Source organism: Microbacterium sp. Kw_RZR3 (genome assembly GCF_029222405.1).
Lineage (GTDB): Bacteria > Actinomycetota > Actinomycetes > Actinomycetales > Microbacteriaceae > Microbacterium.
In genome coordinates this window covers 1-3,262 of record NZ_JARHXC010000236.1, presented here as the reverse complement: position 1 = coordinate 3,262, position 3,262 = coordinate 1, and the positions used below count along the sequence as shown (strand labels likewise).

2 protein-coding genes are annotated in these 3,262 nt (G+C 69.2%); both read left to right on the top strand.

The annotated features are described in order from the left end of the window. The coding region (locus P2P98_RS13250; RefSeq protein WP_275800442.1) for an ABC transporter ATP-binding protein at positions 1 to 677 on the top strand (677 nt) is incomplete at its 5' end. A 357-nt stretch (positions 678 to 1,034) separates the two neighbouring features. Next, positions 1,035 to 3,262, top strand: a 2,228-nt coding sequence (ileS, locus tag P2P98_RS13245) for an isoleucine--tRNA ligase (RefSeq protein ID WP_275800439.1), incomplete at its 3' end; no start/stop codon positions are given.

Here is a 3,262-nt window from a genome sequence, read left to right as displayed (position 1 = left end):
GGACCCTCGCGATCGTCGGCGAATCGGGATCGGGCAAGACGACGCTCGCCCGACTCATCGTCGGAGTGAGCGCCCCGGATGCCGGAAGCCTCACGTTCGACGGACGCCCCTGGTCGCCCCACGCGGCACGCGGTGCTGCTCGGCGCCGCGTACAACTCGTGCAGCAGAACCCCTGGGGTGCGCTCGATCCGCGCTGGAGCGTCGCCCGCACGGTGGGGGAGGCGGTCGCTGCGGCCGGGGTCCCACGTCCGCGCCGCCGCGCCGAGGTCGATGCGCTGCTGCACGAGGTCGGTCTGGGGGCCGGCTTCGGGCGACGACTGCCGGCGCAGCTGTCGGGCGGACAACGGCAGCGGGTCGCGATCGCTCGCGCGCTGGCGACGGATCCCGACCTCCTCGTCCTCGACGAGCCGGTCTCGGCGCTCGACGCCACCGTCCGCGCGCGTATCCTCGACCGCCTTCGAGTTCTCCAGCGTGAGCGCGATCTCGCGATGGTGTTCATCACGCATGACCTCGACGTCGTGGCGGGCATCGCCGACGACGTGCTCGTGATGAAGGACGGCCGCGTGGTCGAGTCGGGCCCCGTGCCGTGCGTCTTCGCCGAGCCCCGGCATCCCTTCACCCAAGAGCTCCTCGCCGCCTCCTCGTCCGCACCCGCCGCCCCGCCGACCGGGCGTTGAGTGTCCAGGAAACGCCGCAACTCTCTCCGGCATAACGGCGTTTCCTGGACACTCGACGGGGGCGCGGCGGGGCGCAGCGGGGAGCGGGACGAGCGCGTAGAATGGGGGGATCAGCACCGATCCGGCCATCACCGGGGAGCTCGCGGAAGAAACGGGTCATGGCCCGGACTAGAACCGCGCGGGGCAGGCCCGTCACAGCCGCAGTGAGAGCGGTGTCGGTCCCTGAGCCTGTCGAAGGGGGTCCCTGAGCCTGTCGAAGGGGGTCCCTGAGCCTGTCGAAGGGTCCGACACAACGCAGGGTGGTACCGCGGTCCGTACGGATCGTCCCGGCGAGGAGACCTCGACCCGCGGAGAGACATGACCTACCCTCGCCCCTCATCCTTCGGCCCCGCAGCTGACGCCAGCGCCGCGGGCACGGCATCCGTCGTTCCCAGCCCGCGCTTCCCGGACATCGAGCGCGACACCCTCGCGTTCTGGGCGGCCGACGACACCTTCCGCGCCTCGATCGCGAACCGCGAGGGCGCCGAGGAGTGGGTCTTCTACGACGGCCCGCCCTTCGCCAACGGCCTCCCGCACTACGGGCACCTGCTCACCGGGTACGCCAAGGACGTCTTCCCGCGCTTCCAGACGATGCGCGGCAAGAAGGTCGACCGCGTCTTCGGCTGGGACACCCACGGCCTCCCGGCCGAGCTCGAGGCCATGAAGCAGCTCGGGATCACCGAGAAGGACGAGATCGAGCGCATGGGCGTCGCGACCTTCAACGCGAAGGCCCGCGAGTCAGTGCTCGAGTACACGCGCGAGTGGCAGGACTATGTCACCCGTCAGGCCCGGTGGGTCGACTTCGAGCGCGGCTACAAGACGCTCGACACGACCTACATGGAGAGCGTCCTGTGGGCCTTCAAGACCCTGCACGACAAGGGCCTCGCGTACGAGGGGTACCGCGTGCTGCCGTATTGCTGGCGCGACGAGACGCCCCTGTCGACGCACGAGCTGCGCATGGACGACGACGTCTACAAGATGCGGCAGGACCCCTCCGTCACCGTGACGTTCCCGCTCGTCGGGGCGAAGGCCGAGGCGCTGGGTCTCACCGGTGTCCGGGCGCTCGCATGGACGACGACGCCGTGGACGCTTCCGACGAACCTCGCGCTCGCGGTGGGTCCCGGCATCCGATACGCCGTCATCGAGGGCGGCCCGAACGGTGCTGCCGACGTGCACACGACCCCCGACGGCACGCCCGACGAGGCGTTCGAGGCCGTTGCGCACCGCTACCTGCTCGCCGAGGATCTGCTGCCGAACTACGCGAAGGATCTCGGGTACGAGAGTGCGGATGCCGCCCGCGCGGCCGTGCAGACGACGGTCCTGGGCGCCGAGCTCGAGGGTGTTTCGTACGACCGCCTCTTCGACTACTACGCCGACGCCGAGACGTGGGGCACGCAGGACGCCTGGAGAATCCTCGTCGACGACTACGTCACGGTGAGCGACGGCACAGGCATCGTGCACCAGGCCCCCGCCTACGGCGAGGACGACAAGCGCCTCGCGGATGCCGCGGGCCTGCCGACGATCATCTCGCTCGACGACGGCGGCCGGTTCCTGTCGGCCGTGACCGACGTCGCGGGGGAGCTGTGGATGGAGGCCAACCGGCCGCTCATCCGCCTGCTGAAGCAGGGTGGCCGCCTCTTGCGCGAGGCGTCGTACGAGCACTCGTACCCGCACTGCTGGCGCTGCCGGAACCCCCTCATCTACAAGGCCGTGTCGAGCTGGTTCGTGCGCGTGACCGAGTTCAAAGACGATCTGCTGGCGAACAACCAGCGCATCACCTGGGTGCCCGAGAACGTCAAGGAGGGCCAGTTCGGCAAGTGGCTCGAGGGGGCCCGCGACTGGTCCATCAGCCGCAACCGCTACTGGGGCTCGCCGATCCCGGTGTGGAAGAGCGACGACCCGAACCACCCGCGCGTCGATGTCTACGGATCGCTCGCCGATATGGAGGCCGACTTCGGCCGCCTGCCGGTGAACGCCGACGGCGAGGTCGACCTTCACCGTCCCTACATCGACGACCTCACGCGCCCGAACCCCGACGACCCGACGGGTAAGTCCACGATGCGCCGCATCGAGGACGTGCTCGACGTGTGGTTCGACTCGGGCTCGATGCCGTTCGCGCAGGTGCACTACCCGTTCGAGAACCACGAGTGGTTCGACGAGCACGCCCCCGCCGACTTCATCGTCGAGTACATCGGGCAGACCCGCGGTTGGTTCTACGTCATGCACGTGCTCTCGACCGCACTGTTCGACCGCCCGGCGTACACGGGCGTGTCGTGCCATGGCATCGTGCTCGGCAACGACGGGCAGAAGATGTCGAAGTCGCTGCGCAACTACCCCGACGTGCGCGAGGTCTTCGATCGCGACGGCTCGGACGCGATGCGGTGGTTCCTGATGTCTTCGAGCGTGTTGCGGGGTGGCAACCTCGTCGTGACCGAGGAGGGAATCCGCTCGGGCGTGCGTGAGTTCCTGCTGCCGCTGTGGAACGCGTGGTACTTCTTCGCGACCTACGCGAACGCTTCGACAGGCTCAGCGGGGGCTGCGTCAGC